This window comes from Acinetobacter sp. YWS30-1, from assembly GCF_033558715.1.
GTDB lineage: Bacteria > Pseudomonadota > Gammaproteobacteria > Pseudomonadales > Moraxellaceae > Acinetobacter.
In genome coordinates, this window is sequence record NZ_CP114606.1 from 1,655,811 (window position 1) to 1,671,983 (window position 16,173).

Here is a 16,173-nt window from a genome sequence, read left to right on the forward strand (position 1 = left end):
AGGCGTAAATTAGGCACAATTTAGTTAGCCAGGTTAACTATATGTTTCAACCCTCTTCCAGATTTCGTTCACTGTTGCTGCGTTGCGCACGACTCATGAGTGATGAAATCAATACTATTTTGTTATCCTCCCAACTTAATTATTCCTTATGGCAAGTGCTCTATACCATTCAATCCCAACAGCAATGCACACTGGTTGATATTTCAAGCTATTTAAATGTTTCAAAACCAAGCATAACCAAACGTATCCAGCATTTAAGTGAACTCGACTTAATCTGCCAGATCGAAACCGAAGATAAACGTCAGAAATTATTCAAACTCAGCGAGCAAGGGATTAAAACCTTTAACCTGTGTTCTAAACAGATTGATGCTTTTGAAGATCAGTTACTGCAACAGATTGATGCAGATGATCTGCAAAGCAGTAAAAACACTTTGGTACAGCTGATTCAGCAATTACACCCTTCATCTCAGGAAAGACCACAATGAGCCAAGATCAAGCCCGCTTATGGACCTCTAATTTCGTCCTGGTCAGTCTGGTTAATTTCCAGCTCGTTCTGGTGTTTTACCTGCTGGTGATTGTGATTGTCGGTTTCTCGGTCGCTGAACTGGGAGCATCGACTGCACAAGCCGGTCTGGTATCCGGTCTGTTTATTGTCGGAACGCTAATTGGACGCTTATTTATTGGGAAATTGCTGAATCGTCTAGGACTGAAAAATACCCTGGTGATTGGCCTGACTGGCTTTTTGCTATTTTCCGGACTTTATATGATTCCGGCCAAACTAGAAGTGTTATTGGGTATTCGTCTGATACACGGCTTTATGATGGGTATGGCATCTACCGTACTCGGCACAGTAATTGCGCAAACCATTCCAGCAACACGACGTGGTGAAGGTATTGGTTATTTCAGTATGAGCAGTACGCTTGGTACAGCGATTGGTCCTTTTGTCGGGATTTGGCTGATGACGAATTTTAATTATCAGGTGATTTTTATCTTCACCACTATCGTTGCGTTCAGCTGCCTGATCTGCGGTCTGTTTATCCAGCCGCCGCGCCTTAAAGCGAGTGGTACATTGACTTCCTCTGTTCCACAATCTGCCAGTAAGCTCGCTCAGTATGTAGAGCCGAATGCCTTGCCGATTGCTGTCATTGTCCTGCTGGTGGCTACCTGTTATTCAGGCGTATTGTCCTTTATCCACTTCTATGCCAAAGACATCAATCTGGTCGAAGCAGCCTCTTTCTTCTTCCTGATGTATGCTTTTGCCATTCTGCTGTCGCGTCCTTTTACTGGCCCATTAATGGACCGTAAAGGTGAAAACATTATTATCTATCCTGCAATCGTGATTATGGCAGTAGGTATTCTGATGCTGAGTCAGGCACAAAACTCTGTGATGTTACTGGCGAGTGCCGCGTTATTAGGTTTTGGTTTCGGTAATATTCAGTCAGTGTGTCAAACTATTGCCGTGAAAAGTACCACCTTGCAACGGATGGGTCTGGCGACCTCGACTTTCTTTATTGCACTAGATGCCGGTCTTGGTTTCGGACCTTATTTCCTCGGTATGCTGCTGGATCAGGTGGGTTATCGTCAGCTTTATTTGTTTTCCGCAGTGCTTACCTTTAGTTGTCTGATCTGGTATTACCTGCTGCATGGCCGCAAGGTTAAATCGACCTCAGTCAAAGCTTAAACCAGCTGATTCAAAAATTTTTAAACGGGCATTTAGCCCGTTTTTTATATCTCAATCTTTTAAATAACACTTATTTTTATCATTATGAAATATATATTTTACATAATGTTAAATATATATTATATTTTGAATGATGTTGGAGTAAAGACATGTTAAAGAATGACATCATCGTGTTCCGTGCTAAAAAACGTTGGACACAACAACAGCTTGCTGATGCAGTGGCAGTCAGCCGCCAAACGATTGCCGCATTAGAAAAAGAGAAGTACAACCCTTCCTTGATTCTGGCATTCAAGTTAGCAAATGCACTTGAAACGACGATTGAGGAACTGTTTAGTTATGCCGAGGAAGTAACATGACACTATATTGGGTATTGATGGCTAGTATCTTAAGTATTGTGGTGGCTGTGATTTGCTGTGAAATATATAAAATACGCTTTGAATGCTCACAAGAAGCCAAAGACGAAAGAGGAACAATGATTTTATTAAAGCAGAAGTCATTGTCCTATAACATTTTATTTTTGGGGATTAGTTCAGCCTTTTTGATCATCATCGGATTTGAAGGTTTCGGACTAAAATGGTTAGAATGTGAAATTTTCATTTACTGGATTATGTTCACCGGCTTCCTGCAAAGCACAGCATCAACCATTTATACGCATTATTTACGTAAAGACGTCTTTAGCTAATATGTATGCCAAGAGAGATTTTCGAATCTTTCTTTTTATCAAAATTTAGAAACGTCGGCTAAAACGACGGCGATATTCTAAAGGTGTTAACCCTGTTTTTTTATAAAATAAACGCCGAAATGAACTTGGATCCTGATAGCCGACATTTTGCATAATCAGATCTATGGCCTGATCGGTTTCCTCAAGCCGTTTGCGTGCCGCTTCAATACGAATGGCTTGCAGATACTGATTCGGTGCAATATTTAGCGCCTGCTTAAAATGCCGGATTAAAGTACGAGTGGTGACATTAAAACGTTCTGCCAGCGCATTTAAAGTAAATTCTTCATGAAAATGCTGCTCTAACCAGTCCTGAACCTTTTGCACCAGTTCATCATGATGTGGTTGACCAATCTTCATTAAGGAATAAGACAATTGGCTATCGCGTCGATAATCAATCACAAAGGATTTGGCAGATTGCATGGCAACTTCAAAACCATAGAAACGTTCGATCAGATGCAAGCCTAGGTCAAACCAGGCCAAGCCTCCACCTGCACAGTAAATATTCTGATCCCGGCTAATCATCAGATCGGCATTGAGTTTGACCTGAGAATAACGTGCACGAAACATGTCCTGAAAGCCCCAATGCGTTGTCGCCACACGACCATCTAAAATACCAGCTTCTGCCAGAAAGAAATTCCCGGTGCAGTTTCCAGCGATTAAGGTGGATTGTGCATGAGCAGAAGTTAAAAACTGAATCAGGTCTGGATTTTCATCCAGTACCTCTTGTATAGGTGCGGCGATGGTCGGCACTACCAGAATATTTGCTGTTTGAATTTCTTGATATGAACAATGAGCTGGTAATTCCAGGCCGTTAATACAACGAATTGGTTGTCCATCTGGACTGGCGATCCTGACTTTAAACAGGCGTTGCACATCCTGCTGCTGAATCCGGTTCCAGCTGACGCCCGCCATAGCAAATAAATCGACGACACCCGTAATTGCTGAAGCTAAAGCACCATCAAAACCTAAAATCACTACCTGTTGCATATTGTTCTATTTGTCGTTTTTCACCCGTTTCATGTCATTATTGACAATCCTCCTTGATAAATGCAACTGCTAGTCTTGATGCTATCTCAAGGATTACATATTCAGGACCGTACCGTGACTCAGCTGATTAATGATAAAAACCTCAATTTTCTGCTTTATGATGTCTTCAAACTTGAAGCTTTAACTGAACTGGAACGCTATCAGGACCATGACAAAAATACTTTTGATAGCATCCTAGAAACGGCAAAAGGCATCGCGACCGATTATTTTGCGCCGCATAATGCCAAGGCTGATCACCAAGAACCAAGCTTTGATGGCAAACAGGTGAAGACCATTGATGAAGTGAAAATAGCATGGCAACAATTTGCTGATGCTGGTCTACTCTGCGCCCAGCATGATTACGCAGACGGCGGCATGCAATTGCCGACTTTGGTGAATATGGCCTGTAATGCCTATTTCATGTCGGCAAATCCTTCGACTGTTGCCTACTCTTTTCTGACAGCCGCTGCAGCAAATCTGATTCAAGCCTTTGCCTCTCCAGAACAAAAACAAATGTTCTTGCCGCATATGCTAAGTGGCCGCTTTGCTGGAACTATGGCGATGACCGAGCCGAATGTGGGTTCCTCTTTGGGAGATCTGACCACTAAAGCGATTCCTCAGTCAGATGGAAGCTACAAAATTAAAGGTCAGAAAATGTTTATTTCTGGCGGTGATCAGGACATTACTGAAAATATTGTGCATCTGGTTCTGGCTCGTATCCAAGACGCTCCGCAAGGGGTAAAAGGTATTTCCCTATTCATCGTGCCGAAATTCAAAACCAATACAGATGGCACTGTAGGTGAATCCAATGATGTCCATCTGGCTGGCCTGCTACACAAAATGGGCTATCGCGGCACAACTTCAACAGTTCTAAGCTTTGGGGAAAACGATCGTTGCTTAGGTTATTTAATTGGTGAAGTGGGGCAAGGTTTAAAATATATGTTCAAGATGATGAATGAAGCGCGCGTCGGTGTCGGTCTAGGGGCAGCCATGATTGGTTATCGCGGCTATCTGGAATCTATGGACTATGCTAAAAACCGTCCTCAAGGCCGTCCGGTTCATGAAAAAACACCTGACGCTAAACCTGTGAATATCATTGAGCATACGGATGTCAAACGTATGCTACTGGCACAAAAATCTTATGTTGAAGGTGCTTTGGCGCTGTGCTTATTTGCAGCTCGCTTAATTGATGAACATCAGGCTGCACAAGATGAAGAGAGTGCCATTTTACTCGATCTCATTATACCAGTGGTCAAGTCCTTCCCTTCTGCCTATGGTCCTAAAGCCAATGATCTAGCGATTCAGGTCTTGGGTGGTGCGGGCTATACGCGTGAATATCCGGTTGAGCAATGCTATCGGGATAACCGTCTTAATCCGATTCATGAAGGCACTTATGGGATTCAGTCTCTGGATCTATTAGGCCGTAAACTCTGGCAGCACAATGGCAAAGGCCTGACCCTGCTCATGCAACGCATCCAGAAAACCTTGTCTGAGATTCAGGATAGCAAGTTAACAGAACTGGCAGATGTCTATAAACAGCATCTTGTCACTGTGCAAAAAACCACACAGGTTTTAGGTCAGGCTCTGCATCAAGGCAAAGTCAGTGAAGCTTTAGCCAATTCTGGCCTATATCTGGATATGATGGGCAAAACTATTATTGCGTGGTTGTGGTTGGAAATGGCCAATCAGGCTCAACTTAAATTTGGCACATCTTCTCAACAGGAAGATCAAGCCTTTCTGGCCGGTAAAATTCAGGCAGCTCAATATTTCATTCATTGGGAACTGCCTGAAATTGAACATCAGGCCAAATTACTGATGAACTTCGATGACACCTGTTTGAAGATGCGGAGTGAGTGGTTCTAAATAAAACTCAATAAAAAATGCGCCATTCGAGGCGCATTTTTTATTGGTTTACATTATCAAGCCGGAGCGTCTTTTAGACCAAATTTCTTAAGCAGCTTGGCACGTTTCGAAGGCAGAATATTCGCTTTAGTCAGATTGCCTTGATAATGCTGATACACACGTTGATCCATCATCTTGTACCACAATGGTGGAATCAGTGCCGGAATCAGCATGGTGGCATAACCACTTGGTAATTCTGGTGCTTCATCAAAATGTCGCAATGCCTGAAATGGTCGGCTTGGATAGGCATGATGATCCGAATGGCGTTGTAACTGGTACAGGAAAAGGTTGGTCACGATGTTGTTATTGTTCCAGCTATGTTCGGGCAAGGTTCGCTCATAGGTACCATCTGCTTTTTGCCCGCGTTTTAATCCATAGTGTTCGATATAATTCACGATTTCAAACAGGCTGATGCCATAGAGGGCCTGGGTCAGCGTATAAGGAATAATTTTCTTGCCATACATTTTCAGCATCAAGGCATGATAGCCCGCACTCATCGCCCAGCCATGAAACAGCTCATTTTCCTGACTAAAGAATTTTAAGCCTTTACGTTCCAAACGTCTTTTTTCTATCTCAATTGCTGATTTCAAGCCACCCAATACAGTACGTGGCCAGAAACGGTAGAAGGATTCACCCATTTTCGAAGATGCCGGGTCTTCTGGCGTCGCTACCCGTTTATGATGTCCATAAGGATGCTCAATCCGGAAATGGTTATAGGCCAGCGGCATCAGGCTGGCATGTGACCAGTAGTGATCTTTTTTCTGAGGGCGATGGCTCAGCTCATGTGCAGTATTCACACCGATTCCATTGATCGCCCCCATAGAAACGCCAAGTAGAACCTGATCGACCAGAGAAACATTTGGACGGGATACGACATAGCCTGCAAAAGCATTGGCAGCCATTTGCAATGGGATAAACATCTTCACGATCCGGTCATAATAAGGATCTTTGACCAATGCCTGAATCTGCTCATCATTTGGATTATTGGCATCATCACCAATTAAAGCATCTAATGTTGGGATAATCACATGCAATAATAAAGGCCCACCCATCGCAAAGACTTTTTTAGTGGCTTTGGGACCAAAATGATAGCCAGCCAGAATTCCCATACCGATCACAGGCAAACCGGGACTGAGCAGCCAGCCAAAACGTTTTTTATCCAGTTGTAAACCTTTCAGCGCTGACGCATCCTGCGTGAACTGAGCTTTGCTAATTTGTGCAGGGGCATTCATTGCGACCCTCCTTTTTTATGTTACTCTGCACATATAGTTGAATATTTCAGCATTAGCGAACAGTATTGAACGTCCAGAAAAACTATGTCAGCGTCTTTGGCGCATTAGGCCAAATCTTGGCCTTAAATCACAAGACTGGGCTATTTAAATTTAATTAAATGAATTAAAACAAAAGAATAGAGTCAGGCATGGATGCTTTAAGTAAAATTTTTGATGATATTCATCTGGAAAAATCCGAATATCTCTACCTCAATGTGTTTCATCCAGGCGGGTTTGATTATCAGTATGAACCGTCCATGCTGGCTTATGTATTATTACAGGGTCAAGCGCAATTAATATTCAAAGATGGCGATCTGCTTGAGCTGCAACAAGGCGATCTGGTGTTATTGCCTGCTGGTTCTGCCCATCGGATTTCTAGTCCCGGTAATGCGGATTTTTCTGAACATCATTCGATCAACTCTTATTTTCAGACTCATGCACAGCAATGTGTGGATCTCAATATCACCCATTCAGCAGAACGCAGTTTTATCCTGGCGATTCGTTCCAATCTGGATATCCAGATGGCGAAACCGCTACTGAGTGCTTTACCTAAATTTCTGCACATTCAGCATATTCTGGGAGATACAGCACCAGAGTGGTTACAGGTTGGTTTGCAATTTCTGGCGCTGGAAACCCAGCAACTTCGTCCGGGACGGGACAAGATTCTGGATCATCTGGTCAGTATTTTACTGATTGAATGCGTGCGAGATTATATTTTGAATCTGGAAAATGCTTCGAGCTGGCTGAATGCCCTTTCGCATCCTGAACTATCTAATGCCTTGGCAGCAATTCATGGCAAACCAGAACAGCCTTGGACCGTAGAAAGCCTGGCTGAACAATGCCATATGTCGCGTTCCAAATTTGCCCAGCTGTTTACCCAGATTGTTGGTGAGCCACCATTGGCTTATCTGCAACAGCATCGACTTCGCCTGGCAGCACAATATCTCAGAAATAGCGGATTTAGCATTCAGCAGATCGCCTATCTGGTGGGCTATTCTTCGGAAACGGCGTTTAGTCAAAGCTTTAAAAAACAGTTTGAACAAACCCCGACCCGATACCGTATTGCCTGTCAAAAAAGCAAGACGCCTTTATTGGACTAAGGCTAGTACCGCTTTGACAGGATCTTCACTGTTGCCGGAAAGCAGCTGCTTGTGCATGGTGAGATGCTGCATCACCTGAATTTGAGCTGCTTCAATATCCATCAATTTTTCAATTTCAGCAGCCAGGTTTTCAGGCGTTGCTTCTGACTGGATTAATTCTTGAATGACTTTTTTACCAGCAATGATATTTGGCAACGAGAAATAAGGAATTTTGACCAGCAATTTGGCAATCTGATAAGTCAGCCAGTGCAATTTATAAAAGGTCACCATCGGACGATGCAATAACATGGCTTCCAGTGTCGCAGTGCCTGAAGCTAACGCAATTATATTAGATGCATTCATCACCTGACGGCCAATTTTTGACTCACTACTGGTATTTTCCATCAGGCGGATATGTGCTTTTAAACTGTCCGGATATTGTGCCAGCAAGTTTTCAATCTGCTGTTTACGCATCTCATTAATGGCGGGAATCAGAAACGTATAATCCGGATATTTCTGATGCAGAATTTTGGCTGCATCCAGTACCAATGGTCCTAAGCGTTCAATTTCACCACGGCGGCTACCTGGCAGCAGTGCAATATATTTTTGTGCAGGATCTAAGCCCAGTTCTGCCTGCGCTTCAGCCAGATTATTGTTGAGGGGTAACTGACTTGCCAATGGATGACCGACAAAAGCTGCCGGAACATCCCATTTTTTGAAAAATGCTTTTTCAAATGGAAACAGGCACAGTACCAGATTAATGCTGGCCTTGATGCCATGCACACGTCCCTGACGCCATGCCCAGACCGAAGGGCTGACATATTGCACGGTCTTAATCGGTAACTGTTTTTGCTTCAGGGTCTTGGAAAGTCGCAAATTAAAATCAGGCGCATCAATTCCAATGAAAACATCGACGGGATCTTTCGTCCAGGTCTCGACCAGACCATCACGAACCGCGAACAGTTTTTTAATATCTTTCAGGACTTCAACAATGCCCATGACCGAGAGAATATCCATTGGATAGTAGCTCTTGAAGCCTTCAGCCAGCATTTGCGGCCCACCAATCCCTTCAAATTCTGCATCAATACCCTGCTCTCGAAAACTACGGATGAGCTTCGCACCAAGCGTATCTCCCGATACCTCTCCCACCACGATTCCGATTTTAAGTTTCCGATTCTGCAAGTGTATTCCCTCAAATGAGACAAATTAATTCCGTTCAGATTCTATCATAAAGCATGATTTGAGCATGCCTAAGTGTTGAACTCACAAATCTTGGCTACCTCAAATAATTAAACTACTGGAATCTGGACAATGCGCGCGCCTTAGCCCAGCTTAAAAATTAAAATAAATTTAAAGCGGCTGATCTTTAAACAAATAAATAAAAAGGCATTTTGCAGAAGCTTTATCAATTTTCATACTTAGCAATAGAAAGGTATGCTAGATGATTCAAATTAAAATATAAATCAGGATGAATTACTTTAAATTTTATAGTCTTTATCTCTTTTTAGAATAAGCAAATCAATAATCAAGACAACGACTTATATTTAAAAGTCATAAGATATGCTCGTTTTTTGATTTTGGCATATATGCATGTTTGGTCCGATTGAATTTATTTTAGCAGGTGTATTGGTTGGTTTCTGTGTTGGGATTACCGGTGTCGGTGGCGGTTCGTTGATGACCCCAATCCTGATTACACTGCTTCGGGTTGAACCGCATATCGCGATTGGTACAGACCTTCTTTATGCCGCAATTTCTAAATTCTGTGGTTCACTGGTTCATGCTAAGAAAATGAATATTGTCTGGCCCATTGTGATCTGGCTGGCGATCGGCAGTATCCCTGCCTCATTTGTGACCCACTGGGTACTAGAGAATTATCTCAGTCAATCGACACATTATAAAGCAACGCTGACCATGGTATTGGGCTTTATGCTGACCCTTACTGGTGCATCTATTGTATTCCGCAATTCTATTGAAAAGTTCTTTAATAAATACCGCAAACAAGAACTGCCTGATATGACTCAGGATCTAGACAAAGTTGACTTTAAATCTGGCAATAAACGTGTCTTGATCGTGATCATGGGTATTGTACTGGGCGTGTTTGTGACCCTGTCATCTGTCGGTGCCGGTGCTTTCGGTATTATGGCCTTGATCCTGATGTTCCCGAATCTACCCATGATCCGTATTATCGGTTCGGATGTAGTACATGCTGTACTTTTAACTTTAGTCGCAGGTCTGGGCCATATGAGTGCAGGTAATGTAGACTTTACTTTATTAGGCTGGTTACTTTGCGGTTCTATTCCAGCGATTGTGATTGGAACACTGATCAGTTCACGTATGCCAGAGAAAATTATCCGTAAAATTCTTGGGATTACCCTGTTCTGTCTTGGCGTGAATTTCATTGTGAATCCAGTCAAGTCAAAACCGGTGCAACCCGCCCAACCTGAATTGGTAACAGCAGTAGAAAAAACAGTTGCTGTTTAAACTAAATCATGGATTCATCACTTTTTTTTCAAAGAAGTATTCATCTTTTTTATAACAAAGTGACGCATCATTCATGTTATATTCAGGCTATTAAACAACCTTTTGTATGATCAAACCAGTGACGGCAATGAATACACTACAGTCAAAACCTATTTCAGCATCAGATATTGATGACGTGAATATCCAAAGCATGATTCCTTTGGTAACACCTGCTCAGTTGAAAGCAGAGTTACCTTTGACTGAAACTGCTTATCAAACCGTACTGCATGGTCGTGAAACGATTCGTAATATCCTGGATGGCAAGGATAAGCGTATTTTTGTAGTGATTGGTCCATGTTCAATTCATGATCCAGCGGCTGCGCATGAATATGCTGAACGTTTAAAAGCTTTAAGCGAAAAAGTAAAAGATAGCCTGTATATCGTAATGCGTGTTTATTTTGAAAAACCGCGTACAACTGTAGGCTGGAAAGGTCTGATCAATGACCCTGATATGAATGACTCTTTCAATATTGAGAAAGGTCTGCGTATCGGTCGTAAACTGTTACTGGAGCTGAATGAACTTGGCCTGCCATGTGCGACAGAAGCACTGGATCCAAACTCTCCACAGTACTATCAAGATCTAATTTCATGGTCAGCGATCGGTGCACGTACTACCGAGAGCCAAACTCACCGTGAAATGTCTTCTGGCCTGTCTTCACCAGTCGGCTTCAAAAATGGTACAGACGGCGGCTTAACTGTTGCGACCAATGCAATGCAATCTGTTAAACATGGTCACAGCTTCTTGGGCCTTAACGATCAAGGTCAGGTTGCAGTGATTCGTACTTCAGGTAACCCATATGCACACGTGGTTCTACGTGGTGGTAATGGCAAACCTAACTACGATGCAGGTTCAGTTGCAGATGCTGAGGCAGCTCTTGCGAAAGCAAAAGTCAGTGGCAAGATCATGATTGATGCCAGCCACGCAAACTCAAATAAAGACCCGTACTTACAACCGCTTGTCTTAAAAAATATTACTGAACAAATTCTTGATGGAAACAAGTCAATTGTTGGTATTATGGTAGAAAGTCACCTGAAAGGTGGCCGTCAGGATATTCCTGCCAATCTTTGTGATCTGGAATATGGAAAATCAGTGACTGATGGCTGTATCGATTGGGAGACCACAGAAAAAGTGTTGCTTGACATGCATGAGGCATTGAAGGACGTTTTACCTAATCGTTAAACGAACTGACAAACGCCATCGACAAGATGGCGTTTTCATTTCTGAACAAGGAAAATTTTATCTGATGAATGAAATTGAAACTGCATTAAGTCAAATTGAAAATTTTCAGTTCATCCATGACCATCTGTTCAGCTCTGGTCAGCCGACAACTGAACAACTAAGGTTGATTAAAGAATACGGCGTATCCACCGTAATCAATGTGGCATTAACAGATAGCGATCATCATCTGTTACATGAAGATAAAATTTGTCTTGATCTTGGCTTGAACTATATCCAATTGCCCATCTCTTGGGAAACTCCCTCAGATAGTCAGTGCCTACTGGTACTGGATCTGATTGATCATCTGGTCAAAGAACAAATGGTCTGGGTACATTGTACGCAGAATTATCATGTCAGCTGCCTGATGTATTTATATCGACAATACTATATGGATATGGACATGCCGACTGCACAGGAATATCTGCATCAGCTATGGGAACCGAATGAAACCTGGACCGGTTTAATTCATGCGGTTGCCCTACAGCTGCAAGGCCGTAAAGCAACACAGGAACTGGAGTTATCCCTGATTCATCCCAATAACTTCGGTTGATGTTATTTATAGTGGCTGATCAGAACAGTTGCCATAGACAGAATACCTTCCTGACGGCCAGTAAATCCTAATTTTTCAGTGGTTGTGGCTTTAATACTAATTTGAGTCACATCCACATCCAGCACATTGGCAATGCTCTGACGCATTTCCAGATTATGTTTAGCCAGCTTTGGACGTTCACAAGCTACAGTGATGTCAGCATTATTTAGGCGATAACCACGATCCAAAATTAGCTGATAGACATGCTTTAATAAAACCTTGCTGTCTGCACCTTTAAACTGCGGATCGGTATCTGGAAAATGCTGGCCAATATCGCCTAGCGCCAAGGCACCTAGCAAAGCATCACAAAGTGCATGTAAAACCACATCACCATCAGAGTGTGCTTTCAAGCCATGCGTATGTGGAATCTGAATACCTGCCAGAGTGACAAAATCACCTTCTTCAAATGCATGTACATCCAGTCCCTGACCAATACGAATTTGTGCAATCACTTTTATATCCTTTAGAAATAACTGATTGAAATCTTGTACACGACGTTTCTATTTCGCTATAGTTAGACCTAGCGTAACACAGTGAAAGTATAAGCGATCATGCTACTGAAAACTGATATAAATATGATGAAAATAATGGGACTTTTACTCGGGACAGGCCTTTTTGCTAGCAGCATTCATGCTGAATCGCTGGACTGTAACAGTCATCATAACAATAACGCAGCCATGAAAAAGATCTGCTCAGCCTCTCTTGATGAACCGCGTGAAAAACTGACAGATCAATATTTTACCGCTTTTCTGATTACAGATGCGCCTGTTCGCTTATTACAAGATACTCAGCAGCTATGGAGTACACGCTTACAGCAATGTAAGACGCTGGACTGCTTTAAACAGCAATTTGACCAGCGTCTGGATGACCTCAATATTTATATTTCCCTAAATCAGAGCCTGACTCAGCACTATCTGAAGTTTGAACAGGGACAAATGGCCAAGCAGCCGATTCATCTTAAGATTCATCAGCTGACGAAAGATCGCATCAAGATTGAAGGGGTCGCCTACCGTAATCCGAACAATCGTGCAGAAACCCAGACCATTCCTTTTCTGGCTTATACCACGACGGAAACTAAAAGCCAGATTACGGATAATGAGCATGACTGCAAATATAACTTTAACTATAGCAAGGCAATTTTGGCGGTCAGTACCGAACAAAAAGGCTGTGAGCGCTTTAGTGGTATTTATCGTTTATATGATTAAACAGCCGACTTTTATTTTTATCTATCAATGTCCTAATTAATATTTAAAAATTTAAACTAGAAATTTCCTCTCCTTATAGGAGAGGTTTTTATAAAGATTCCCTTGACCCTAATTTTTTGCTCAGGTAGAAGGAGCTTAATGAATAATTATTTTTTGATCTTTAAAATAACCCGAAAGCGGGCTATTTACTTAGGCTGGATAGTGCTGAGCTATTTCCTGACTGATCATCGCTGCGGTTGCCGCTGATAATGTCCAGCCCAAGTGTCCATGACCGGTGTTGTAAAAGACACGTTCCTGTCTACCACGGCGCACCACTGGCATCATGTTCGGCATCATGGGACGCAGACCTGCCCATGGAACCACATGTTCAGTACACAGATCGAAATTGCGTTGTGTCCAGTCAATTAAAGGCTGAATTCGGTCAACACGAATATCCCGATTATAACCATTAAATTCCGCGGTTCCTGCAACACGTAAGCGGTCTTTACCTAAACGTGACAAGACTATCTTGGCGCTCTCATCTAGCAGACTGACCCAAGGAGCATTTTGCTGACTTTGCTCATCATTCAGCTGTACGGTAATTGAATAGCCTTTTACCGGATAGACATTCACTCGCTCACCCAACAGATCTGCCAACTGATAACTGCTTACGCCTGCACATACCACAATGGCATCCGCCTGAATCTCGAGCACATCTTCAGCATTGGCACGCACATTTTCAGGGCTTGGTCTGCATTTAACCGTAATATGCTGTGCTTGGTGATCGACCGCAAATACATCCTGACCAAATTCGAAGTTCACCCCTTTTTTCATACAGGCATTTGCCAGTCCAGTACTGAATTTATGAATATCTCCAGTCGCATCACTCTGGCAATAAAACCCGGCATAATAATCTCCAGTTAATGCAGGTTCAATCTGCTTGATTTCTTCATTGCTGATGGCATTACGTTCCAGACCACCACTACACAACAGATCATTGACCTTAATTGCGACATCATAATCAGCTTTATTATGGTAGAAATGTAGAATTCCGCGCTTTTCCAGATCAAAATCAATCTGCTCAATTTCGGCAATTTCAAACAAACGTTTTCTGGCCAGTAACGCGAGTCTTACCGTTTCCCGGGTATTGGTTTCATAGTTTTTAATATGACCTAGAAATTCCATCAGCCAGCTATATTTATGCAGACTAAAAGAAGGATTAAGCAATAGCGGTGCGGTTTTTTGTGACATCCATTTGATGCCTTTCAACACAGTGGCTTTTTGATTCCAGACTTCTGCATTACAGGCAGAAAGTTGCCCGCCATTAGCAAAGGATGTTTCCATCGCGGGATAAAGATGACGGTCAACCACCGTGACCTGATAACCGAGTAAGGCGAGCTCATAAGCTGTTGTTACACCGGTAATGCCTGCCCCCACCACAATAACATGACGCATAGACACCTCTCCTCAATATGTGATGTCTTTCCCATCTGTCATGTGTACCTGAGAGCTTCGGTGACTGCATCATAGCTGTATGCAGCAACCTTCCCCCTTCGGTGAGTGATTCAACACTTCTCTCCAGAGTTTAATATATTATTGCAGTCCTTTTGCCTGAGAGTTTCCTGGGACCTTGCTCCTTCGGCGAATGCAGTAGCATTTCTCTCCTGCAATAATATTTTTATTATCCTGAGCAATTTATATACCATCTTATCGGAGACTACAGTTTTTTATTTATGTTAATTCACGTGATTTAAGTGGTAACGATACTTTCAATAAATTTAGAAGAAATAACACTATCTATTTCAAACGAATTTTAAGATTTTAATTTGGTTTTTTGCCTCATTTTCCTACGTCATGCTGCAATGCAAGGCATTTAAGAAAAGCAATAATGTTAATAATTGCTTAGGCTATTTATAGGATTGATTTAATATTAGACTTTAATATATGACCGACTTTCAGATCCTAAAATTAAATTAACCAGGAAAGAATCAACATGAGAGATCCAGCCGCGACTACCGTTTGCATACTGATAATACTGGCCATGAACTGGCTATCTCCGCCATAGACACGCGTCAGTACATAGGAAGCTGAAGCAGTAGGTAAAGCAAAGAACAACACCAGTACCTGTGTGGTTAAAGGATCAATATCAAATAATTGGCAGACAAAGAAAGCAGCAAGCGGCATTCCTAATAAACGCCCAAAAGTTGCGAGACCTAATGGGAAGATATCTCGCTGGAAGCCTTGGAACTGTAAGGCAGCCCCCACACACATCAAGCCCAGCGGCAAACTGCATAAGGCAATCTGTTTTAAGAATAATTCAAACCCAGCCCAGAGTGATAAGCCTGAAAGATTAAATAGGCCTCCAACAAGAGAACCTAGAATTAAAGGGTTCTTTAACAGATCAATCAGGATTTTGAAGATCTGCATATCTGAACTACGGGTAAATGCCAGTACAGATAAGATATTGACCAGTGGAATACATAACACCATCACTACGGCGAAAATGGTCATGCCCTGCTGATGAAATAAAGCATTCACTGCTGCAAGTCCGATATAGGTATTAAAACGCAGGAGTGCCTGCACATAGACCCCAAAACGTGCATAGCCAATCTGATAAATCTTGCGCAGCACATATAGAGCAATACTGACCGCCGCCATAAGGCTAAAGACCACCAGAACCACATCTTTAATGACTGCCATTTCAATCTTGGCTACGGCCAGATTTAAAAATAGCATGACTGGAAACAGGACAAAATAATTAAGTTTTTCTGCCCCACGCCAGAAACTATCTTCCAGCCATTTCCTTTGTTTTAATACATAGCCCAAAGTAATCAGGCCAATAAGCGGAAACAGTACAGTGAAGATAGTCTGAAACATTGAACAACTCATGATATGGGTTTTGCGGCAATCGCATCCAATTCAATTGCCTGTCAATGAGCAAGGATACAACAAGCGACTCGTTTCAGGATAAAAATAGTGGA

The 16,173-nt window shown here is 42.4% G+C and carries 16 protein-coding genes and 1 riboswitch; of the genes, 10 read left to right on the forward strand and 6 right to left on the reverse strand.

Annotated elements, in window-relative coordinates:
* The first annotated feature begins 41 nt into the window (after positions 1–41).
* From O4M77_RS07735 to O4M77_RS07750, 4 genes are all read left to right on the forward strand, one after another.
* The gene (locus O4M77_RS07735; protein WP_323713283.1) at positions 42–485 is read left to right on the forward strand and encodes a MarR family winged helix-turn-helix transcriptional regulator; all 444 of its coding nucleotides are present in this window, start codon (positions 42–44) and stop codon (positions 483–485) included.
* The gene (locus O4M77_RS07740) at positions 482–1,681 is read left to right on the forward strand and encodes an MFS transporter (RefSeq protein ID WP_323713284.1); all 1,200 of its coding nucleotides are present in this window, start codon (positions 482–484) and stop codon (positions 1,679–1,681) included. Before O4M77_RS07735 ends, O4M77_RS07740 begins: the two co-directional genes overlap by 4 nt.
* Positions 1,682–1,830: 149 nt before the next feature.
* Complete coding sequence (locus O4M77_RS07745; protein ID WP_034702754.1) at positions 1,831–2,037, forward strand: helix-turn-helix transcriptional regulator; 207 nt, start codon at positions 1,831–1,833, stop codon at positions 2,035–2,037.
* The gene (locus O4M77_RS07750) at positions 2,034–2,363 is read left to right on the forward strand and encodes a hypothetical protein (RefSeq protein WP_323713285.1); all 330 of its coding nucleotides are present in this window, start codon (positions 2,034–2,036) and stop codon (positions 2,361–2,363) included. Before O4M77_RS07745 ends, O4M77_RS07750 begins: the two co-directional genes overlap by 4 nt.
* Before the next feature lie 45 nt (positions 2,364–2,408).
* On the opposite strand, the gene O4M77_RS07755 is transcribed toward O4M77_RS07750, so the two are convergent.
* On the reverse strand, positions 2,409–3,389 hold the full coding sequence (locus tag O4M77_RS07755) for a GlxA family transcriptional regulator (protein WP_125278637.1): 981 nt from the start codon (positions 3,387–3,389) through the stop codon (positions 2,409–2,411).
* A 78-nt stretch (positions 3,390–3,467) separates the two neighbouring features.
* On the opposite strand from O4M77_RS07755, the gene O4M77_RS07760 reads away from it, so the two are divergent.
* Positions 3,468–5,291 carry an acyl-CoA dehydrogenase gene (locus tag O4M77_RS07760; protein WP_323714096.1) on the forward strand — a complete coding sequence of 608 codons (1,824 nt, stop codon included), beginning with the start codon at positions 3,468–3,470 and terminating at the stop codon, positions 5,289–5,291.
* Positions 5,292–5,347: 56 nt separating this feature from the next.
* On the opposite strand, the gene O4M77_RS07765 is transcribed toward O4M77_RS07760, so the two are convergent.
* Positions 5,348–6,562 (reverse strand): alkane 1-monooxygenase, encoded by a 1,215-nt coding sequence (locus O4M77_RS07765; RefSeq protein ID WP_323713286.1) that lies wholly within the window; start codon positions 6,560–6,562, stop codon positions 5,348–5,350.
* A 188-nt stretch (positions 6,563–6,750) separates the two neighbouring features.
* On the opposite strand from O4M77_RS07765, the gene O4M77_RS07770 reads away from it, so the two are divergent.
* Positions 6,751–7,701: an AraC family transcriptional regulator gene (locus O4M77_RS07770; RefSeq protein WP_159122888.1), complete on the forward strand. Its 951-nt coding sequence runs from the start codon at positions 6,751–6,753 to the stop codon at positions 7,699–7,701.
* Here O4M77_RS07770 and lpxB read toward each other — a convergent pair.
* Positions 7,690–8,862, reverse strand: a complete 1,173-nt coding sequence (gene lpxB / locus O4M77_RS07775; RefSeq protein ID WP_159122887.1) for a lipid-A-disaccharide synthase — start codon at positions 8,860–8,862, stop codon at positions 7,690–7,692. The two genes, O4M77_RS07770 and lpxB, sit on opposite strands and share 12 nt — an antisense overlap.
* A gap of 408 nt (positions 8,863–9,270) precedes the next feature.
* On the opposite strand from lpxB, the gene O4M77_RS07780 reads away from it, so the two are divergent.
* The 3 genes from O4M77_RS07780 to O4M77_RS07790 all read left to right on the forward strand — a co-directional run bounded on the left by O4M77_RS07780 (position 9,271) and on the right by O4M77_RS07790 (position 11,969).
* Complete coding sequence (locus O4M77_RS07780) at positions 9,271–10,161, forward strand: sulfite exporter TauE/SafE family protein (RefSeq protein WP_159122886.1); 891 nt, start codon at positions 9,271–9,273, stop codon at positions 10,159–10,161.
* Positions 10,162–10,288: 127 nt separating this feature from the next.
* Entirely contained in the window at positions 10,289–11,380 is a 1,092-nt protein-coding gene (locus O4M77_RS07785; protein WP_125278643.1) for a 3-deoxy-7-phosphoheptulonate synthase, read from the forward strand.
* Between the two features lie 64 nt (positions 11,381–11,444).
* Positions 11,445–11,969, forward strand: a complete 525-nt coding sequence (locus O4M77_RS07790) for a protein tyrosine phosphatase family protein (RefSeq protein WP_125278644.1) — start codon at positions 11,445–11,447, stop codon at positions 11,967–11,969.
* A 2-nt stretch (positions 11,970–11,971) separates the two neighbouring features.
* On the opposite strand, the gene ispF is transcribed toward O4M77_RS07790, so the two are convergent.
* Entirely contained in the window at positions 11,972–12,460 is a 489-nt protein-coding gene (gene ispF, locus O4M77_RS07795; RefSeq protein WP_180054024.1) for a 2-C-methyl-D-erythritol 2,4-cyclodiphosphate synthase, read from the reverse strand.
* A gap of 99 nt (positions 12,461–12,559) precedes the next feature.
* Between ispF and O4M77_RS07800 the strand changes: the two genes are divergently transcribed.
* On the forward strand, positions 12,560–13,213 hold the full coding sequence (locus O4M77_RS07800) for a hypothetical protein (RefSeq protein WP_323713287.1): 654 nt from the start codon (positions 12,560–12,562) through the stop codon (positions 13,211–13,213).
* 189 nt (positions 13,214–13,402) lie between these two features.
* Here the strand turns inward: O4M77_RS07800 and O4M77_RS07805 are convergent, their stop codons facing one another.
* Positions 13,403–14,647: a D-amino acid dehydrogenase gene (locus tag O4M77_RS07805; protein ID WP_323713288.1), complete on the reverse strand. Its 1,245-nt coding sequence runs from the start codon at positions 14,645–14,647 to the stop codon at positions 13,403–13,405.
* Between the two features lie 134 nt (positions 14,648–14,781).
* A riboswitch (glycine riboswitch) is annotated at positions 14,782–14,869 on the reverse strand.
* A gap of 291 nt (positions 14,870–15,160) precedes the next feature.
* A complete protein-coding gene (locus O4M77_RS07810; protein ID WP_323713289.1) occupies positions 15,161–16,069 on the reverse strand; it encodes an AEC family transporter in 909 nt (302 codons plus the stop codon).
* Positions 16,070–16,173 lie beyond the last annotated feature (104 nt).

Coding starts and splice junctions, on each gene's coding strand:
- O4M77_RS07735 (WP_323713283.1), top strand. CDS start 42: ATGTTTCAACCCTCTTCCAGATTTCGTTCACTGTTGCTGCGTTGCGCA.
- O4M77_RS07740 (WP_323713284.1), top strand. CDS start 482: ATGAGCCAAGATCAAGCCCGCTTATGGACCTCTAATTTCGTCCTGGTC.
- O4M77_RS07745 (WP_034702754.1), top strand. CDS start 1,831: ATGTTAAAGAATGACATCATCGTGTTCCGTGCTAAAAAACGTTGGACA.
- O4M77_RS07750 (WP_323713285.1), top strand. CDS start 2,034: ATGACACTATATTGGGTATTGATGGCTAGTATCTTAAGTATTGTGGTG.
- O4M77_RS07755 (WP_125278637.1), bottom strand. CDS start 3,389: ATGCAACAGGTAGTGATTTTAGGTTTTGATGGTGCTTTAGCTTCAGCA.
- O4M77_RS07760 (WP_323714096.1), top strand. CDS start 3,468: ATGCTATCTCAAGGATTACATATTCAGGACCGTACCGTGACTCAGCTG.
- O4M77_RS07765 (WP_323713286.1), bottom strand. CDS start 6,562: ATGAATGCCCCTGCACAAATTAGCAAAGCTCAGTTCACGCAGGATGCG.
- O4M77_RS07770 (WP_159122888.1), top strand. CDS start 6,751: ATGGATGCTTTAAGTAAAATTTTTGATGATATTCATCTGGAAAAATCC.
- O4M77_RS07780 (WP_159122886.1), top strand. CDS start 9,271: ATGTTTGGTCCGATTGAATTTATTTTAGCAGGTGTATTGGTTGGTTTC.
- O4M77_RS07785 (WP_125278643.1), top strand. CDS start 10,289: ATGAATACACTACAGTCAAAACCTATTTCAGCATCAGATATTGATGAC.
- O4M77_RS07790 (WP_125278644.1), top strand. CDS start 11,445: ATGAATGAAATTGAAACTGCATTAAGTCAAATTGAAAATTTTCAGTTC.
- O4M77_RS07800 (WP_323713287.1), top strand. CDS start 12,560: ATGCTACTGAAAACTGATATAAATATGATGAAAATAATGGGACTTTTA.
- O4M77_RS07805 (WP_323713288.1), bottom strand. CDS start 14,647: ATGCGTCATGTTATTGTGGTGGGGGCAGGCATTACCGGTGTAACAACA.
- O4M77_RS07810 (WP_323713289.1), bottom strand. CDS start 16,069: ATGTTTCAGACTATCTTCACTGTACTGTTTCCGCTTATTGGCCTGATT.